The organism is Staphylococcus sp. GDY8P94P (assembly GCF_017892255.1).
Classification (GTDB): domain Bacteria; phylum Bacillota; class Bacilli; order Staphylococcales; family Staphylococcaceae; genus Staphylococcus; species Staphylococcus cohnii.
On sequence record NZ_JAESKU010000026.1, the window covers coordinates 1 to 18,319 of the forward strand.

The 18,319-nt window shown below is 31.8% G+C and carries 21 protein-coding genes and 1 pseudogene; 12 read left to right on the forward strand and 10 right to left on the reverse strand.

Annotated features, from left to right (window positions below):
* From KA926_RS13375 to copB, 4 genes are all read right to left on the reverse strand, one after another.
* Positions 1-255, reverse strand: a 255-nt coding sequence (locus tag KA926_RS13375; RefSeq protein ID WP_194378061.1) for a TcaA second domain-containing protein, incomplete at its 3' end; no start/stop codon positions are given.
* Positions 256-557: 302 nt separating this feature from the next.
* Complete coding sequence (locus tag KA926_RS13380) at positions 558-1,103, reverse strand: YdhK family protein (protein WP_002510756.1); 546 nt, start codon at positions 1,101-1,103, stop codon at positions 558-560.
* Between the two features lie 19 nt (positions 1,104-1,122).
* On the reverse strand, positions 1,123-2,556 hold the full coding sequence (gene mco, locus KA926_RS13385) for a multi-copper oxidase Mco (RefSeq protein WP_000277153.1): 1,434 nt from the start codon (positions 2,554-2,556) through the stop codon (positions 1,123-1,125).
* A 14-nt stretch (positions 2,557-2,570) separates the two neighbouring features.
* On the reverse strand, positions 2,571-4,667 hold the full coding sequence (gene copB, locus KA926_RS13390) for a copper-translocating P-type ATPase CopB (RefSeq protein WP_180373869.1): 2,097 nt from the start codon (positions 4,665-4,667) through the stop codon (positions 2,571-2,573).
* A 318-nt stretch (positions 4,668-4,985) separates the two neighbouring features.
* Here copB and merR point away from each other — a divergent pair, with 318 nt between their 5' ends.
* The 7 genes and pseudogenes from merR to KA926_RS14020 form a co-directional block, all read left to right on the forward strand.
* The gene (gene merR / locus KA926_RS13395; RefSeq protein ID WP_002510754.1) at positions 4,986-5,384 is read left to right on the forward strand and encodes an Hg(II)-responsive transcriptional regulator; all 399 of its coding nucleotides are present in this window, start codon (positions 4,986-4,988) and stop codon (positions 5,382-5,384) included.
* Positions 5,385-5,411: 27 nt separating this feature from the next.
* Entirely contained in the window at positions 5,412-5,696 is a 285-nt protein-coding gene (locus KA926_RS13400; RefSeq protein WP_002510753.1) for a hypothetical protein, read from the forward strand.
* A gap of 117 nt (positions 5,697-5,813) precedes the next feature.
* Complete coding sequence (locus KA926_RS13405) at positions 5,814-6,176, forward strand: TlpA family protein disulfide reductase (RefSeq protein ID WP_348635048.1); 363 nt, start codon at positions 5,814-5,816, stop codon at positions 6,174-6,176.
* Positions 6,173-6,853 carry a cytochrome c biogenesis CcdA family protein gene (locus KA926_RS13410; protein ID WP_021459891.1) on the forward strand — a complete coding sequence of 227 codons (681 nt, stop codon included), beginning with the start codon at positions 6,173-6,175 and terminating at the stop codon, positions 6,851-6,853. Before KA926_RS13405 ends, KA926_RS13410 begins: the two co-directional genes overlap by 4 nt.
* 19 nt (positions 6,854-6,872) lie before the next feature.
* The gene (gene merA / locus KA926_RS13415) at positions 6,873-8,516 is read left to right on the forward strand and encodes a mercury(II) reductase (RefSeq protein WP_204180474.1); all 1,644 of its coding nucleotides are present in this window, start codon (positions 6,873-6,875) and stop codon (positions 8,514-8,516) included.
* Between the two features lie 125 nt (positions 8,517-8,641).
* The gene (locus KA926_RS13420) at positions 8,642-9,988 is read left to right on the forward strand and encodes a dihydrolipoyl dehydrogenase family protein (RefSeq protein WP_019467798.1); all 1,347 of its coding nucleotides are present in this window, start codon (positions 8,642-8,644) and stop codon (positions 9,986-9,988) included.
* Between the two features lie 324 nt (positions 9,989-10,312).
* Positions 10,313-10,447 (forward strand): annotated as a pseudogene (locus KA926_RS14020) (YnfA family protein); the annotation flags it as partial.
* A gap of 56 nt (positions 10,448-10,503) precedes the next feature.
* Here the strand turns inward: KA926_RS14020 and KA926_RS13430 are convergent.
* The gene (locus KA926_RS13430; RefSeq protein ID WP_002512555.1) at positions 10,504-11,178 is read right to left on the reverse strand and encodes an IS6 family transposase; all 675 of its coding nucleotides are present in this window, start codon (positions 11,176-11,178) and stop codon (positions 10,504-10,506) included.
* A gap of 156 nt (positions 11,179-11,334) precedes the next feature.
* Between KA926_RS13430 and KA926_RS13435 the strand changes: the two genes are divergently transcribed.
* Complete coding sequence (locus KA926_RS13435; RefSeq protein WP_021459086.1) at positions 11,335-11,472, forward strand: hypothetical protein; 138 nt, start codon at positions 11,335-11,337, stop codon at positions 11,470-11,472.
* Positions 11,473-11,545: 73 nt separating this feature from the next.
* Here KA926_RS13435 and KA926_RS13440 read toward each other — a convergent pair whose 3' ends face one another.
* The 3 genes from KA926_RS13440 to KA926_RS14030 are packed head-to-tail and all read right to left on the reverse strand — an operon-like array spanning position 11,546 to position 12,308.
* Positions 11,546-11,713, reverse strand: a complete 168-nt coding sequence (locus tag KA926_RS13440) for a hypothetical protein (RefSeq protein ID WP_162837505.1) — start codon at positions 11,711-11,713, stop codon at positions 11,546-11,548.
* Positions 11,714-11,743: 30 nt separating this feature from the next.
* Positions 11,744-12,175 (reverse strand): SHOCT domain-containing protein, encoded by a 432-nt coding sequence (locus KA926_RS14205; RefSeq protein ID WP_224725325.1) that lies wholly within the window; start codon positions 12,173-12,175, stop codon positions 11,744-11,746.
* Positions 12,108-12,308: a hypothetical protein gene (locus tag KA926_RS14030; RefSeq protein ID WP_073346352.1), complete on the reverse strand. Its 201-nt coding sequence runs from the start codon at positions 12,306-12,308 to the stop codon at positions 12,108-12,110. Before KA926_RS14030 ends, KA926_RS14205 begins: the two co-directional genes overlap by 68 nt.
* Before the next feature lie 573 nt (positions 12,309-12,881).
* On the opposite strand from KA926_RS14030, the gene KA926_RS13455 reads away from it, so the two are divergent.
* Positions 12,882-13,310, forward strand: a complete 429-nt coding sequence (locus KA926_RS13455; RefSeq protein ID WP_204171298.1) for an Hsp20/alpha crystallin family protein — start codon at positions 12,882-12,884, stop codon at positions 13,308-13,310.
* 52 nt (positions 13,311-13,362) lie between these two features.
* Here KA926_RS13455 and KA926_RS13460 read toward each other — a convergent pair whose 3' ends face one another.
* A complete protein-coding gene (locus KA926_RS13460) occupies positions 13,363-13,809 on the reverse strand; it encodes a GNAT family N-acetyltransferase (RefSeq protein WP_239435865.1) in 447 nt (148 codons plus the stop codon).
* Between the two features lie 230 nt (positions 13,810-14,039).
* The gene (locus KA926_RS13465; protein ID WP_204172137.1) at positions 14,040-15,341 is read right to left on the reverse strand and encodes a helix-turn-helix domain-containing protein; all 1,302 of its coding nucleotides are present in this window, start codon (positions 15,339-15,341) and stop codon (positions 14,040-14,042) included.
* 500 nt (positions 15,342-15,841) lie between these two features.
* Here KA926_RS13465 and KA926_RS13470 point away from each other — a divergent pair, with 500 nt between their 5' ends.
* The 3 genes from KA926_RS13470 (at position 15,842) to KA926_RS13480 (ending at position 18,222) form a co-directional block, all read left to right on the forward strand.
* Complete coding sequence (locus KA926_RS13470) at positions 15,842-16,093, forward strand: hypothetical protein (protein ID WP_070704322.1); 252 nt, start codon at positions 15,842-15,844, stop codon at positions 16,091-16,093.
* 1,096 nt (positions 16,094-17,189) lie between these two features.
* The gene (locus KA926_RS13475; RefSeq protein ID WP_194376095.1) at positions 17,190-17,285 is read left to right on the forward strand and encodes a type I toxin-antitoxin system Fst family toxin; all 96 of its coding nucleotides are present in this window, start codon (positions 17,190-17,192) and stop codon (positions 17,283-17,285) included.
* A 334-nt stretch (positions 17,286-17,619) separates the two neighbouring features.
* Complete coding sequence (locus KA926_RS13480; protein ID WP_194376094.1) at positions 17,620-18,222, forward strand: hypothetical protein; 603 nt, start codon at positions 17,620-17,622, stop codon at positions 18,220-18,222.
* The last annotated feature ends 97 nt before the right edge of the window (positions 18,223-18,319 follow it).

An 18,319-nucleotide genomic window follows, 5' to 3' on the forward strand; every position in this document is an offset into this window, starting at 1 on the left:
TTTACTTTGCAACAGAACCATATATTTTATAAACGCTTTTGATTCCTTGTCTGACATAGTCCGTTCACTACCGGATAAAATTTCACTGACTTTTTTAGAATCATTAGATTCTACAGCATCTTCAAATTTATTTATTTGTCCTAGGGCATCTGTTTTTCTAACTACAAATACAATTATTAAAGCAATTAAGATAATTATTAGTAATAAGAAACCATATATATATGGCTTCTTATTACGTGTCTTTTCATTTTCCATACGCATTACCCTTTTGTGACTTTACCTGCTAATTTAGAATAACTTTTCTTGATAAATGATAAAGCTCAATACATTCACTATTCCATTTTTTATATTTTTCGAAATTCCATTGATAAATTATAAAAGATCCCCTCATTTTCATTAAAATCATTTAATTTTTCTAAACAAATGGCCACTCTCATTATTGTGGATATGAGAGTGGCCATAAATTTTATTTGTTTACTTGTCTATTTAACAAAGGGGATTCTCATTGCATTTGTGAATAACTAACTAAATACTTTAAAGCTTTAAAATGATAGACATTAACGAGATTTTAGTTCGTCAGTTGTCATCCATTTATGATTTTTAACCATCTCATCGTTTTCTGTTGATTTATAATCCACCATATAAACGGTTGTTTTTTCTACATCATCAATTTGAGCTTCTGCACCTTTCATACCAGGCATATGGTCAGCTTCTAATTTAACTGTATCACCTTTCTTGAATCCATTTTCAGGGGCATCTGCAACTTCCTCATTAACGACCCATTTGTGATTATTAACTTTTTCATCACCATTTGTAGGTGTGTAACTCACGACATAAGCATAGGTTTTGTAAGCACCTTTAACTGTACCTTTAGCATTTTTCATACCAGGCATATGATCAGCTGTAATTGTTATTTTATCGTCCTTTTTATATTTACTGTCATCTGTACTTTTCATATTATCTGGGGCTTTACTTTCACTCTTATGATTCATATGTTTTTCTTGTTTTTGATCTTTAGAATTTTCTTCTTCTTCGTTACCAGTTGAACAAGCTGATAATACTAATCCTGAAGCTACTATAATTGAGCTCAATTTTTTCATCATATTGAATTCTCCTTATAAATTATTTTGTTACTTTTATTTGTCCCATCATTCCATTATCTTCATGCTCAAGTATGTGACAATGGAACATGTATGTCCCAGTATTTTTAAAAACCACTTCTATTTTGGCTTTTTGTCCAGGTTCCAGAGATATAACGTCTTTTTTGCCTCTCATATCTTCTGAAGGTTTCTTCCCATCCACTGATAAAACTTTAAATTGCGTTCCGTGGATATGGAACGGGTGCTTCATACCACCCATTTTATCTTTGACGTTTTCAATTTCCCAAGTTTCTTTCCGGTTTACCTTTTGTGTGAAATCTATTCTGTTAGGATCGAATTTTTTGCCATTAATAGTAACATTATCGTCCATACCTTCTAATTTGATTTTTTTATCTACTTTTGGAGTAGTGTCTTTGTTAGTACTTTTTTCTTTGTTAATAATTGGTAAAATTACTGTTTCATCATTATCAACAAGATTGACTTTTTCTTCTTTCATTTTAGATAAATCTATTACTATTTCTTTTCTTGCTGAAGGAGCTAAATTAATTTCTTTTAACTTTTTAGTCTTTTCTAAATGGCCGCCTTCTGAAGCAATATATTCAAAACTTTGATTATTACTTAGCTTAAGATTTAAATCCCGAGCATTGGAGCCATTTAAAAGTCTCAAACGTATTTTTCCTTCTTTTGTTGTTAATTTAGGATCTACTTTCCCATTCACAAGGACTGTATCACCTTGAGTACCATCTTCATCTTTCGTTTTTGTATAATTTAATTTTTTAGATACAAATGTTTTATCTTGGATTATTATAGGCAAATCATTTTTCCCATAATTGCTAGGATAATTATTCTTTTTGTCATCCTCTATATATAATAACCCTGATAAACCATTATAAACTTGTTTAGCTGTATTTGGGGAGGGGTGGGGATGATACCATAATGTAGCAGCCTCTTGTTTAACCTCAAATTTTATTGTTTTTTCTTTTCCTGGTTTTATAACTTGAGAAGGGCCTCCATCCACTTTTCCATCTATTTCTAACCCATGCCAATGAAATGTTGTATTTTCATCTAAGTTGTTGACTAACTTAATTTTAACCTTATCTCCTTTTTTTAATTTTAAAGTTGGCCCAAGTAAATTTCCATTGTATCCTAAAGTGTTAGAGAAATTACCTTTGTAAAATTCTGTCTTTCCTTTCTGCGCTTTTAATGTATAACTTTTATAACCATTGTTATCTTTTTTAGGATCTAAAACTTTGGGAAATGTTATTTCATTTTTTCCTTGTGAAGAATTCAAATTTTTTCTTTCGTCATGACTTTTCATATCCATCATATCATTTCGCTTTTGATCATTTTCTTTCATGTCCATCATGTTGTGCTTACCTTCTGCAAAAGTATCATTAGGAACCATAAACATTATAGAAAATAACGTAATTAAAATTGTGAACATTTTTTTATACATTATATTTACCTCTTTTATTTTAATTTTAATGTAAATGCATTAATTGCTACGATGATCGTACTTAAAGACATAAGTATTGCACCCACAGCAGGTGATAATATTAAACCAATAGAAGCTAATATACCAGCTGCAAGAGGAACTGCAATCACGTTATATCCTGCGCCCCACCATAAATTTTGAACCATTTTTTTCATCGTATTTTTTGAAAGGGACAAAAAATTGATAATATCAGAAGGATTACTTTTAACGAGTATGACATCCCCCGATTCAATAGCTACATCTGTCCCTGCGCCAATTGCCATACCAATATCTGCTCTAATAAGGCTTGGCGCATCATTGATACCATCACCAACCATCATGATTTTGCTACCATTGCTTTGATAATCTTGGATAATACTTTCTTTATCTTCGGGCATCAATTGCGCGTGGACATCACTAATACCTAATTCTTCAGCCACTGTTTGTGCCACTTCTTTATTATCGCCTGTAAGCATGACTGGCGTAATGTTTCTCGATAATAAATCCGAAACCATTTGTTTTGAACTTTCTTTAATTTTATCGCCTTGTGCGATAATACCAATAACTTGTCGGTCATGAATTAGATAACTAATAGAATTCCCTTGTTGAGCGAGATTCGTAAATTGTTCTTTATTATAATCAAAATTGCTTTTATCGAGATAAGAAACATTCACTATTTTGAGTTTTTTATTATCAACTGTGCCTTCTAAGCCTATACCTGGAATATTATTAACTTCTTGAGGAGTAGCATATGAAATATTTTTGCCTTTAGCAAAATCAACAATACCAGTGGCAAGTGGATGATTAGAATTACTTTCTAATGAAGCAAATAGACTCAATATTTCTTCATTATTTAACTCGTCTGTAAAACTTTCATAGTGATTCACTGAAAAGTTACCTTCAGTTAGTGTCCCAGTTTTATCCATCATGATGTAATCAATGTGTTGTGCGATTTCTACAGATTCTCTGTTTTTAATGATTAAACCATTATGTGCGCCTATAGAGGTAGAACGTGCTGTAACTAAAGGTATTGCCAAGCCTAATGCATGTGGACAAGCAATGACTAATACGGTTACTAGCCGTTCAAGTGCGAAATCGACGTTGTTTTGAATAAGCATCCATACAATAAATGAAATCAGGCCAATACTTACTGCAAAGTAAAACAAATAACCTGCGACTTTATCAGAGAGGAGTTCAGCTTTTGACTTATCGTTTTGAGCTTGGTTAACAAGACCCATAACTTGAGATAGGTAGCCATTTTCACCCGTAGCAGTCACTTTAACTTGTACTGTACCTGAACCATTAATTGAACCTCCAATAACATCATCATTATGAGTTTTATGAACTTTTTTTGATTCGCCAGTAACTAATGATTCGTCAATTGATGTTTCTCCTTGAACAATGATTCCGTCTGTGGGTATACTTTCGCCTGCTCTGACTTCCACAATATCGTCAATATGAATATCTGATATTTTAACTTCTTCTCGTTGATTGTTATCAATCAGCTTCACTGCAGTATTAGGTAAAAGTTCTGCCATTTTCTTCAGTGCATTGCCTGCATTACCTACTGCGTTCATTTCAATCCAATGACCTAATAACATGATTAAAATTAAAGTCGCTAATTCCCAGAAAAAGTCCATTGTATGTGTGGATGAACCACTGAAGTTATTCATATAAAAGGCGTATAAACTATAAATATAAGCTACTGAAATACCTAGAGCAACAAGCGTCATCATTCCAGGTTTTTTAGTTGAAATTTCATCTTTAGCCCCTGATAAAAATGGCTTTCCTCCGTAAAAGAATAAAATTGTAGCAAGAATTAATACAATCCAATCTGACCCTGTAAATGAAATTTGAAACGGTAATTTAACTCCCATCATGGGCGATAAAATAATAATCGGTATCGCAAAAATCAAAGAAATAAAGAATTTACTTTTAAAATTTCCATGATGGTGATGTTCATGATTACCATGACTAGTGTGATTTTCATGTTCTTGATGACTATGATGCTCATGATTACCATGACTAGTGTGATTTTCATGTTCTTGATGACTATGATGCTCATGATTTTGGTGTTTTTTGTTATTCGACAAAATTAAACCTCCTAATTTTATATTTTTAAAGATAGTAATAAGACAATTTGAGTATAACATATACGGTATAGGGGTATATACCATTTGACTTTTTTATTTTGTAATGTACAGAAAATAACCATTTATGTCACTATTTAAAGGAATAACAAATACAATCAAATGGTCATTTGACTATAATGTTTGAGTAGATCACAATAATAACCAAGTGGAGTTGATAGGCTCCCTTAAAGTACAAGCAAGACACTTGAAGAAGAAAAATGTATTATACTTGACCGCGTACTATGGTACGCGGTTTATTATTATTTAGAGGTGAACTATGTGAGTTATCGTATTACTGCATTTGCAGAAAAATGTGGGGTAAATAAAGAGACGATTAGATATTACGAACAAAAAAATTTATTACAAGAACCTTCCCGAACGAAAGCTGGTTATCGGATATATTCAGATGATGATGTTAAGCGTGTATGGTTTATTAAACGGATGCAAGAGCTTGGTTTTTCTTTAAGTGAAATCCACAAGTTGCTTGGTGTTGTAGATAAGGATGATGTGCGGTGTTCGGATATATATGAGTTCGTTTCTCAAAAAGTTGATGAAGTACAACAACAAATTAGAGATTTAATGCGTGTTGAGAATATGTTGAATGATTTAAAAGAATGTTGTCCGAATGAAGAATATTTATATTCTTGCCCTATTATTGAGAAAATGTTTGAGGGTTAAAATCAACTTTTTAGCAGGTGATGTAAATTGACTGTACAAAAGCGAAAAAATGTAAAGGATAATGATAAATTATTGTTTTTAGGAATACCAGCATTGTTGGTTCTATGTTGCGCTTTACCAATCCTTTTAATTGCAATTGGATTGAGTTCTATGGGTGCTTTCTTAATAGGAAAACAAGTTTGGATATTTGGTGCTGTTTTGTTAATTGTCGGACTGATTATGTTGGTAAAAAGAAGAGGTAGTCGTAATACATGTCAGTCGGATTGTTGCCATTCTAAATTCAGTGAAACAGAAGAAAAAGGGGGGGAGTGATTTGAAATCAATATTGTTCTTTAAAAGATTTTATTATCAGCTCTCATTATTGTAAGCCTCTCAGCATGTGGAATATCCAATGGAACCAACACGATAAACAATGAAAAAACACAACCAATAAGTTCCGAGAAGCCAACACTCATTTATTTCATGGCATCTTGGTGTCCGACTTGTGTAGCAGGGGAAAAGGTATTTAAACAGATTCATAATAAATATGGGAACAATGTTCAACTTATAACTGTTGATATGGATCCCCTACAAGATACAGAACAAGATTTAAAGGATTTCCAACGTCAATATGGTGGAGAATGGACACATTTAATCGATAAAGAATATGAACTCACTAAAAAGTATAAAGTAAAACAATTGGAAGAAGTTTTTTTAATAGATAGCAATCAAGAAGTTATATATCACGCGGTTAACCCTTCCTTCGATGATTTACAAAAGGAACTAACACGTATTGGAGTGAGTAGTTCATGACGTTTCCCTTTATATTTATTTTTTCAGCAGGAATAGTTGCTGCGTTTAATCCTTGCGGGATTGTTATGTTGCCTTCATATATTAGTTATTTAATTGGTGAAGGAGAGGTTGAAACAAGGCGTTCCTTAATAAGGACAATCTCAAAGGGGCTATGGTTAGGATTGTCTATGACGTTGGGATTTCTAACTATTTTTGTGATAGCCGGTTTTCTATTATCGTTATTAGGTAGAGCTTTAATCAATGTTTTTCCAATTTGGTCATTTCTAATGGGCGTACTTATCTTTCTTTTGGGACTAGGGATGTTGCTTGGAAAAAAAGTTTCTCTACCTTTAAGAGTTAATATTAAACAGGGTAAACGATCAGTTTATTTCTATGGTATTGCTTATGGAATCACATCATTAAGTTGTACGTTGCCAGCCTTTTTATTTGTACTCACTGAATCTATGCAAGATAATTCGTTATTGATGGTTATACTTAAATTTATTGTGTACTCAATCGGTATGGGTGTTGTCGTTACTTCCATAACCATTGTTTCTTTGATTTCAAAAAGATATGTCCAACAATTACTTTCTAAAAATATGGCAATGATCCAATTTATTTCCTCCATTGTTATTTTAATTTCAGGAATTTATATTTCTTATTATTGGGGGATTGGTCCGGGTGGCATATTTCGATAATTAAAAGGAGTGTTAAAAAATGACTAAGAAAATCAGTATGAAAGTTAGTGGCATGACTTGTATGGGTTGTGAAGAACATGTAGCAGTTGCACTTGAAAATATTGGTGCCAAGAATGTAGAAGCTAGTTTTCGTCACGGTGAAGTATTATTTGAATTACCCGATGATATTGGGATTGAAAGTGCAAAAAAGGCTATTGATGAGGCGAAATATCAACCTGGAGAAATAGAAGAAATATCATCACAAGAAAATGTGGTGTTAGGTAATGAAGGCGATTATGACTTACTTATCATTGGTTCCGGTGGTTCGGCTTTTTCAGCTGCGATCAAAGCGATTGAATACGGGGCAAAAGTAGCCATGATTGAGCGTGGAACCGTTGGCGGAACATGTGTAAACATTGGCTGTGTTCCATCAAAAACACTTCTTAGGGCTGGAGAAATTAATCATTTAGCAAAAGTAAATCCATTTACGGGATTACAAACATCTGCTGGAGAAGTGGAATTAGCACCCTTAATCAAGCAAAAAGATGAATTAGTGAGTGAGCTTCGCAATCAAAAATATGTGGATCTAATTGATGAATATGGAATTGACTTAATTGTAGGTGAAGCAAAATTTACTGATGAACAGACGGTTGAAGTCAATGGGGAGAAACTTTCCGCAAAACGCTTTTTAATTGCAACGGGTGCATCTCCTTCTCTCCCGCCGATTTCAGGACTTGAAGAAGTGGAGTATTTAACAAGTACAACGCTCCTTGAAATAAAAAAGGTACCTAAACGATTAACGGTGATCGGTTCAGGATATATCGGAATGGAGCTTGGCCAATTGTTTCATAACTTAGGTTCAGAAGTAACGCTTATGCAAAGAAGTGAGCGACTGTTAAAAGAGTATGACCCAGAGATTTCTGAAGTAGTAGAAAAAGCTTTAATTGAACAAGGAATAAACCTTGTAAAAGGGGCATCTTTTGAGCGTGTAGAACAATCTGGAGAGATAAAGAAGGTTCATGTTACAGTAGATGGCAAGAAAAAAGTGATTGAATCAGAGCAGCTGCTTGTTGCAACAGGAAGAAAACCAAATACGGATACGTTGAATTTAAATGCAGCTGGGGTTAAAGTCGGAAAACGAAAAGAAATACTGATAAATGATTATGCTAGAACAAGTAATGAAAAGATTTATGCGGCAGGAGATGTTACATTAGGGCCTCAATTTGTCTATCTAGCAGCATATGAAGGTGGAATTGTTGCCGATAATGCAATCGGTGGATTAAATAAAAAACTAGATTTATCAGTGGTTCCCGGCGTGACATTTACAAATCCAGGGGTAGCAACAGTAGGCTTAACAGAAGAACAAGCAAAAGAAAAAGGCTATGAGGTCAAAACCTCCGTATTGCCTTTAGATGCTGTTCCAAGAGCGATAGTAAATCATGAAACAACAGGTGTTTTTAAGCTTATTGCTGATTCGAAAACATTGAAAATGTTAGGGGTTCATGTTGTATCTGAAAATGCAGGTGAAGTGATTTATGCAGCGACTTTAGCCGTTAAGTTTGGTTTAACCGTAGATGATTTAAAAGAAATCCTTGCACCATATTTAACAATGGCAGAAGGATTGAAATTAGCTGCCCTGACGTTTGATAAAAATGTTTCAAAATTATCTTGTTGTGCGGGATAACAACACAATGAATCCACCGTTTGGTTAAGACGGTGGATTCTTTCAACCTTGGACAAGGTACGCGGTTTCATTAGATAGAAATAAGGCAAACGTATTATAGAGTCAATTCTGCGAGGAGGTTAATGATGATAAAGAAATACGATCTTATTGTGATTGGTACAGGTTCTGCGGGTTCAATCACAGCAGCAAAATGTAATAAAGCCGGCTGGAATGTAGCTATGGTAGATGACAGGCCGTTTGGAGGCACGTGTGCACTACGTGGATGTGACCCAAAAAAGGTTCTACATGGTGCTGCCGAGCTTATTGATTGGAACAAACGGATGGTTAAGAATGGAGTACCGTCTGAAGTCTCCATCAACTGGAAAGATCTTATGAATTTTAAAAGAACCTTTACAGATGATGTCCCGGAAAAAAAAGAGGAAGCATTGAATAAACAGGGAATCGATACGTATCATGGCAATGCATCTTTCGTGAGTGAGGACAAACTTGAAGTGAATAAAGAAGTGCTCGAGGGGAGTCATTTCTTGATCGCTAGTGGTGCGAAACCTACCCCTTTACCCATAGAAGGAGAAGAACATCTTACTTATAGTGATGAGTTTTTGGAGTTGGATGAATTACCACAAAGAATCGTCTTTGTTGGTGGTGGGTATATTTCGTTTGAATTTGCTCATATCGCGGCACGTGCTGGATCAGAAGTTCATATTATCCATCGAGGTCAAAGACCTTTGGAGAATTTTGATATAGATCTTGTAGATATCCTTTTAGAAAAGTCGAAAGAGATTGGCATACAGGTACATCTTCAACATTCCGTTGAATCCATTGAAAAAGAACAAGGAAAGTTTCATGTGTACGCTCGAAAAAAAGAGGATATAACGCGGTTTGAAGCAGACATTGTTATTCATGGTGCTGGACGGGTCCCTGCCTTAGATATGAATCTTGAAAAAGGGAATATAGAAAGGAAAAAACATGGTGTCCATGTTAATGAGTATTTGCAAAGTGTAAGTAACCCGAATGTCTATGCAGCTGGAGATGCTGCAGCAACGGATGGCTTGCCCCTCACACCTGTAGCCAGTGCAGATTCTCATGTCGTAGCATCTAATTTATTGAAAGGGAACAGCAAAAAAATTGAATATCCCGTGATTCCATCTGCTGTATTTACCGTACCTAAAATGGCATCGGTAGGTATGAGCGAGGAGGAAGCCAAAAACTCTGGCCGGAATATTAAAGTAAAGCAGAAAAACATCTCCGACTGGTTTACGTATAAACGGACAAATGAGGACTTTGCTGCGTTTAAAGTGCTGATTGACGAAGATCATGATCAAATTGTTGGTGCTCATTTGATTAGTAATGAAGCCGATGAACTGATTAATCATTTTGCAACAGCCATTCGTTTTGGGATTTCAACCAAAGAATTGAAACAAATGATATTTGCCTATCCAACAGTAGCTTCAGACATTGCACACATGTTGTAATTTTTATCATATGTTTTTCCAGCATGATTTTTCCATTATCTCTTGTACACGCTTATTCAGAAAAGGGCGATTGTTGAAAATCAAAAGCTTAATTTCTCACTAAAAATACGGAGGGATTAAGCTTTTTTATCTTTCAAAATCCTTAACGTCCGTATTTTTCCGACGGTACCTCGACTATTAAGTATTTGATTTGCATATATAAAATCCTCGTTCAATACTATCCCTCCAAACTGTTGTTAATCACTCTATGCTTGAAATAATTATCATAGTTCAAAAAGGATACGTTATAATTGCTATATTGATTAAATGTTCAAGGGGTGCTTTATGATTTATACAATTGTAGTATTCATTGTTGCAGGATTAGCTGAAATTGGTGGTGGTTATCTAATTTGGTTATGTCTCAGAGAAGGGAAGCCACTTTATTTGGGGATCTTTGGGGGAATAGCCATAGTTTGGTTCTGTTGCAAAGTCAGAAAAAATATAACTAATTATCATTTTAACATGGTAGTATTCCCTTAACTGGCCAACATGTGATTAATTTCGTAGCACGGCGAAAATCCGTAGATCTGAAGAGACCTACGGTTCTTTTTATATAGACCATAAATACATTCAATACCTTTGAGTGTATTCTTTGCCGTATTGACGCTTTGATATCTCGTCTTTCTCACTTTAATATGACGGTGATCCTGCTCAATGAGGTTATTAAGATATTTAGATGTACAATGACAGTCGGGATTAAGTTTAAAATCTTTAATCAACTTAGACATTGCCACCTTCGTCGAAGGTGCCTGGTCTGTAATTATCATTTGAGGTTTACCAAATTGTTTAATAAGTCGCTTAATAAACGCATATGCTGAATGATTATCTCGTTTCTTACGTAACCAAATATCCAATGTATGACCATCTGCATCAATGGCACGATATAAATAGCACCATTTTCCTTTTATTTTAATGTATGTCTCATCAACGCGCCATTTATAATAAGCTTTTTTATGCTTTTTCTTCCAAATTTGATACAAAATAGGAGCATATTCTTGAACCCAACGGTAGATCGTTGAATGATGAACGTTAACGCCGCGTTCTCTTAGTATTTCAGATATATCACGATAACTAAGCGCGTATCTTAAGTAATAGCCAACGGCTACAGTTATTACATCTTTATTAAATTGCTTATATCTAAAATAATTCATAGAGAACGCTCCTTTTTTGTTAAAATTATACTATAAAATTAACTTTGCAACAGAACCGTTAGTTTTATACTCTATCCTTTTTGTGTTTTGTTTTTTAAGTTTGTCATAACAGTTGTTTTAATATGTTACCCTTATTACTACATGGGACGTTCTGAAATGAACATGCCCGAAATGAATATGGAGCAAATGCAGCAGATGCAACAAATGATGATGGAACATATGGAAACAACAAAACAAATTAAACAAAAACTAGGCTACTTATCCCCTGTAAAATACAGAGAATTAGCAGCCTAGAACATAGTGTTTTTATTAAGTTCCCATTTTAAGGGTTCAGTGCCTTGTAGTTATTGTGTTTTTATATACTTTACTACTTATTTTCTTTGTTATCATCAAAGGACTGCATGAAGTTCGTGCATGCATTTATCATATTATCCATTCTCTGGTCATAATCAGAACCTTGGGTAAAACCAGTTTGTCCAATGACGATTAAACCAGCTAGTACAAACGACAGCACTAAAGGTAACTTCTTTTTCATCGCTTATTTCCCCTTTCATTCAAAGTATCCCTAATCTTTTTTTAACACTTTCTTTAATTTTTCATATTCATCTTCATTAATTTCCCCTTTGGCCAGCCTTTCCTTTAAAATTTGTAAAGAATCATCTGATCTTACACCTTTTGGTTTTTCTGAAGCTTTTGCAATTAATATATATACACCATAAAATAACAAGCCAAGAATGATAATCCAAAAAATCATGCCAATGAACCCCATTCCGCCCATCATATTTCCTATACCCATACAATTTGTCAGTCCTTTCCTTCTTTCTTGTTTTACAATTATACCATATGGGGTATTAGTATCCCAAAAAAGTGTTTTTAATATTAGTAGCAGAAGGCAATTCATTGTACCGCAAAATGGCCCGATTATTGAACTATTTTTTAATAAAATAATTCCTACGTTCCCAATTCCAGAAAGCAATAATACTAAAAGCTTCCTCATCTGCTTTTTCCTCATCATCTGTCATATAATCTGTATCTTTTATTGGATATTTTGCCGTTTCATCAACGGGAGATTGAATATCTGACTTATGCTTATTTTTTGGTTTCACAATTTTTGAGCGTAATATTTTCATGGGAACGCTCCAAATCAATATCTTTATTTGGCTCATATTTGCGTTTTAAGAGCTTATGTATGTTTTTAGGTTAAAAACTATATGATTTATACCTAATTCTTTAAAATACCCCCTTAAAATTCAAAATAAAGGTATTTAAATTTTAAATCGTTCTTGTGATAGAGTTTACTTAAAAAGGAGCGTTTTCTATGTCTATTTTAATGTGGATTGGGATTTTTGTTGCAGTTTTTATTGGTGGTATTGGAGTGTTTTTATCTTAATATTTTGGAGAAAAGCAAAATAAATAGACCACGTATTTATGCCGAGAAAATTTATTGACCAATTTTGACCTTTATGTTATATATATAGTGAAAATAGTTATATGCTTTATAGGGAGGGGTTGATATGAGTTTAGATAAAAATTCAAAAAAACTAATTCCTTTTAAGAATATGTCTAATTTTGATGGTGTATTTGAATTTAACCCTTTTGTTGAATTCGAATTCAACAGTAATTAGGAAGAGTATTTAAATGATTTGGATTATGTCAAAAATATTAATCAAAAAATAGGTTAAATATTATAAGGAGTGATCGTTATGAGTTATGGTTTAAAACCATTTGGAAGAGATTATTTTGATATGACACCTAGTGAATTGTTTAGAGATTTTGGAAGACAATTTTTTAGTAATTTTCCTAATGAACAAGGTATAAAAACTGATATTAGTGAAAAAGACGATAGATATGAATTAAAAGCAGAGCTTCCAGGATTTTCAAAAGACCAAATAGATATTTCTTATGAAAATGGGACGCTAATAATTTCTGCTGAAAATAATCAGGTAAATGAAGAAAAAGATGATGAAGGTAAAGTCATTCAAAAAGAAAGATCTTATAGTAACGTGAAGAGAATGTATTCACTTAATAATATAGATGAAGATAATATTGAGGCTAAATTTGAAGATGGTATTTTATCTGTAGATTTACCGAAAACTGAGAATAATCAAAGAAAAGTAATAGATATCAAGTGATAGTTAAAAAGAGATGTGAATCTAATTTCACATCTCTTTTTTTAATTTTTAGTCATAATTCTACAGTTGGAGTTCCAACATGCTTCCTTCTTCTGATTTCATGAAGCCGTTTTTTTTTATAAAAATTTTCTGCTAGTTCTCCGCCCGTGATTAGAAAAATTTTATATATTTCATCAAGTTTGAGTGAATCAGAGACAGAATTTATTAATTTTTTACCTACGCCATTCTTTTGAAATTTAGGTATAACATGAAACTCATCTATACAAAATTGGTTCATGCCATTGAAATAATAATCTATTCTGCCGATACACATTGCGATTACTTTATTATTTTCTTCGATTACATATCCTTTAGAATTAAATCCGCTCATTGTGGCTTCAATTCTAAGTAATGCTTCTTTTTCAGTCCATTTATTATACCATGGAGCTCCCTCATAAGCTGAAACTAAATTTTTAGCACAAGCAGTATAATCTTCATTTTGAATTTTTCTAAATTTCATATAGATCCTCCTTTTTGATTGTATTTTGATTATATATTTTTTTGGTATTACTGTTTTTTTATTATGGTTTTAGAAACGAGTTTCTTCTTGTCTTGATACTATAGAACAACACCAAATTTTATACGTAAATAAAGTACTATAAAATTTGGTGTATATAGGTATGTGTATGAATGTAGTTATGTTTATGTTGATACGTATACACATCATTATAGTGATAAGTGTGTTGATAGTTATTTGAATTGTTCTTCTATGATTTCTTGAAGCTCTTTATTACTTGTATTATCAAACTTTGAAATTCTGTTTAGTGCTAAAGTGCCTAATAGATTAACTGGATTACTTGGATAAAGCTTATTACCTAATGCAGATTCTATTTCCGTTTTAATAAACATATAAAAGAGATCTCTACCAATTTTTCCGTTCAACTTTTGAGACAGTAAAATTTTAAGTTTATTAAAAAAGTGCCATTGAAAAATAAAATGCTTAAATTCCATGAAAAGCATTGTCTCATCACTGCCTCTATTTAAGTCTTTTTTCATTTGTCGTATAAATGATTCATAACAATAGCTAGGAATGAGTAATTGAGTTTCTTGTGACGTTAGATAATATTGTTGATTAAATGATTCAATTTCACCAGTGTTAGTTAACTTTGCTAGATGTTCACCTATATTTTTAGCGTCAATATTATCTTGAATGTCACTAGTATAATTTGAAATCTCATTGATTGGAAAATCTAAATAGTTACATAGTGTCTGAATATCTTTAAAGTATAACTTTTTAGGATTTTTATATAAATTTTTCAATGTTGATAAAGGGATTAATGTATTAGAACTTAAGTTATTTAAGCTAATATTATGACACCTAAAGTATTCAATTAACTTTTCAATATTATGGGATGTGAATAGTCCTTGATCATATTTATGGGTATTGACTTCTAATAATAAGCCAATGGCATGCTCTATTCTTTCAACGCCATTTTTCAATGCATCATTCGATATAGGATCACGATGATCGGTAACAGATAATATACCTGCTGAATCATGTTTAATGATTAAACCACTATTATTTTTGTATAAATAATTTGGATAATGGAACTTAAAAGTATTTAAAGCTATTTCACATGTTGAGTAATCAATAACATTTTTTTCAAAGTAATCGTAATAAACTCTTTGGATAAAATCATACTTGGGGAATGAAATCCAATCCTGTTTATTAACTAAATTAAAATGAGATATAAGCTGAGAAAATTGATGAACTCGTGTTCTATTTTCATCAGGCAAAGGACAATATTTCGTAGTTTCATTTTGGAAGTAGTCAGTGAAATCCTGATTATATTCTGGCCATTTTTTATATAGTAAATCTTGAATTGTTAAATTAAAAAAGCAACACATTTCATCAACAACATCAAATTTTAAATAAGTCTCATCACTTTCAATGATACCTATTATTCTCTCTGTATAATATTTCGTTTTAAAATATTTATTAAGTGATTTTGCCAATTTCTTTCGAGATAGTTCTTCGTTAAGACGTTCCATTTTTAGTTTATAACTTAGTTTTATTTTGAACACTCCTTTTGTTATAGATACATCTTAAATATAATATAAAAATTAGTGTTTTAAATGTTTGATTCGGTATGTTTTTCATACCATGTAAGTAAAAAAACTATATGGATTTTATGAGCGTTTTAGAAAAAACGTGAAAATCGGTAAATATTTGGTAAGAGCATAAGGGAAATATGCTATCATTTGAAATGATAGGTCTGGCGAAGCCAGACATTTCAAGGGTTTAAATGGTTTGTGTTATGATATCAAAAAAATAGAAATGTCTCACTTTTGTGACACAACATATTGTGTTTGTCTCACCTTTGTGACACGATATATAGAAAATGTCACAAAGGTGAGACACCTTTTTTTGAAGGCATAATACTTTAATATCATTCTGGATTTCGTTTGAATTTCAAAATAATCTTAGTAAGTATATGTACGTAAAACATAAAAAAATAAGTAAAAAATTTTAAAAAAAGGAGTTCAAAATAATGAAGAAAGATTTACTAATTAGAGATGTAGATAGTGAGTTGTTAGATCGATTAAGTAGATTGGCTAAAGATAAAAATATATCAAGAAACAAATTAATTTTAGAGACTTTAGAGTTATTAGATCCACTTGAAAGTTATCAAAAATTATATGCAGAACAGTCACATCAGCAAGCGCAAAATACAAAAATTTTAAAAGAAGTTGCGAGTAAACAAGACAAAATTTTAGCATTACTTGAGTCAGTAGATTATTAAATATGAGAACAAAAGTTGGAAAAGTGTGAGCTATTTTATATTTAAAATGTATTGGAATTCAAAGCGTTCATGCAAAGAATAATTAACAAAAATATATCCTTTTTAACGCCAAAAGGAAACTTGATTGAAGATATAAATAAAGGTATAACAGAGAAGAATTAAAAGATTATTTATATCATAATGAGGTGCGAAAAGTGAGTGTAAAAGATATAGAATTTTGGATGAGTTTATACAATAATCTTAAAGATGTGTAGTTTACATTTGTGTATCGAACATGTATAAGAATTCTAAAGTACTACTTAGATAGTGATAGTAAAAAAATAGCAATCTAACATATACTTTGGTGAGTAAATAGAGTTTATTTAAACCTATTAGTATAATACAAATTACTGTTTTTTAGTGGACATACTAAAGCAACATGTTGCTTTTTATATTCTTATAAGTATGTAAAAAGCAAACAATATTATGATATTACTTTAAAGCATATATTATGTTTGCATAACTAATATATGCATAATGTATGCGTGCATACTGTATGCAAACAATTAGAAGAATTAAGTGTAAGTTACACAAATGTAATTCACACAAGTGTAACTTACACTTGTGTATAAAGCATATATAAGTTATTAAAGAGATTATGATGAGCTATATAAATTTATATTTAGAGGGATTAAAGGAACCGTAGTAAAAATCAAAAAGGTTTATCAACAAGAGGTACCTAAAAAATATTAAATAAATTACAAAAATAAACGGATCAATTCCACCAACGATAATAGTAGTTTGGTGGGATTGAGATGTTTTAATTAAGTATTTTTCAGTTTCTTTATTACTGTCTAGCTCTCTTACTTCATAAATACCTAATTTATTTTTTGTAAAGACTTCCTACTAAACTAGGAATAAATTGAACAGGTGATTTTATAATTAAGATGGTGATATCATCTGCTTTTTTAAATGTATAACTATAAAGAAGTGGAGAGAATGGTTTTCATAATTTAACTTATCCGAAGTGGATATGCTTAACAATTCACAGATGATATAATAATGAAGTCGCCTATCTCTCAGGCGTCAATTGACGTAGAGAGGAGGTGCATACGCGATGTCTGAAATCTTTGTAAACATCATGACCACAGCATCAAGTGGTTGTCTCGTTGCGCTATTTGCGCATTGGCTACGCAAGCGTAATGACGAATAGGCGACTAGTCACACCAAAAAATCCCCTTACTATGGCCGTAGTAAGGGGATTTGGTGCATACATGCCTGATAATCTTTGTTAATTGCATTATAACACCATAGTGGGTAGGAATGCAAAGTTCATAAAGTTTGAGCGTAAATATTATAATTACGGAGTTATTTTATTTATATCTGTAGTATATATAAATAGGAATAGGGTTAATGATATTTATAAAACATGCATTTTTAATTGATGTTTTAATAACTATACTGATATATGTTATATGTTATAAGAATCATTTTATAATAATGTGAGTCAGTAACATTTTTATATGGCTTAGAGAGGAAGTTTTAGAATGAAGAAGATGTTACGTATATCGATTTTCATAATAGTGGTCTCCATATTTATTGTTTTTAAATACTCTTATCAAATTGAGGGAATTCTAGAAGAATATCCAAATATTTTAAAAGCATTTGTAGCATTATTCACTCTCCTTACAACTGTTATCAGTCTTGTTATCGCATATAAATCATATGATAATAGCGTTAAGCAACAAGAAAAAGATAAAGAAGAAAAAAACAAACAGTTCGAAGAAAACAGCGATAGGATTATTAATAGTTTGAAATCTGATTTAGCAAAATATACTAGGAAAATAAATGTTTTTAGATTAGGATATACGAATTCAGATGTTGAATTCTCTGAACTTGCAAAAGAACTTTCTATAAAAAGTAATTTAGAGGAAATAGAAAAACTTACATCACAAGTGAGAAGTAGCAAAAGTACTGAACTTACTAAAATGGATGAAGTTAATATAGTCAATTTACATACTGCAAGTGATTCAGCTCTATTTTTATTTGATATTTATGAAAATACATCAAGGGAAAATGATGAGACTTTTGAAAAAGAAATTATAAAAGAACTTAACAAAATATGTAATATTGTTTTTTATACATCCTGATTATCGATAATATAGAATTTTGTAAATAATATATAGGCTAAGGAAGGTTCTGTTGCAAATTTGAATTTATATTATAATTTTAACAAAAAGGAGTCTT